Annotated in this window: 1 protein-coding gene; it reads left to right on the forward strand. The window is 79.0% G+C overall.

Going from position 1 to position 319, the window contains the following annotated elements; genetic code table 11:
• Positions 1 to 319 (forward strand): hypothetical protein (locus JHD80_RS27475; RefSeq protein ID WP_199093773.1); only part of this gene is annotated, 319 nt, incomplete at both ends.

The raw sequence follows: 319 nt of genomic DNA on the forward strand, positions 1-319 counted from the left end.
GTCCGCGAAATCGTCTGGGTGCTCCAGAACGGGCGGGTGCTGCTGGAGCCGGCGGCGGCCTGCGTGGTGGCCGCGGCCGTGGCGCGCAAGGACAGCTTCAGGCCCGACGAGCGGGTCTGCCTCGTGCCTGTCTCTTATACACATCTCCGAGCCCACGAGACTCTAGGCGCGATCTCGTATGCCGTCTTCTGCGTGAAAAGGGGGGGGGGGGGGGGGGGGGGGGGGGGGGGGGGGGGGGGGGGGGGGGGGGGGGGGGGGGGGGGGGGGGGGGGGGGGGGGGGGGGGGGGGGGGGGGGGGGGGGGGGGGGGGGGGGGGGGG

Source organism: Allobosea sp. ASV33, from assembly GCF_016428755.1.
Taxonomy (GTDB): domain Bacteria; phylum Pseudomonadota; class Alphaproteobacteria; order Rhizobiales; family Beijerinckiaceae; genus Allobosea.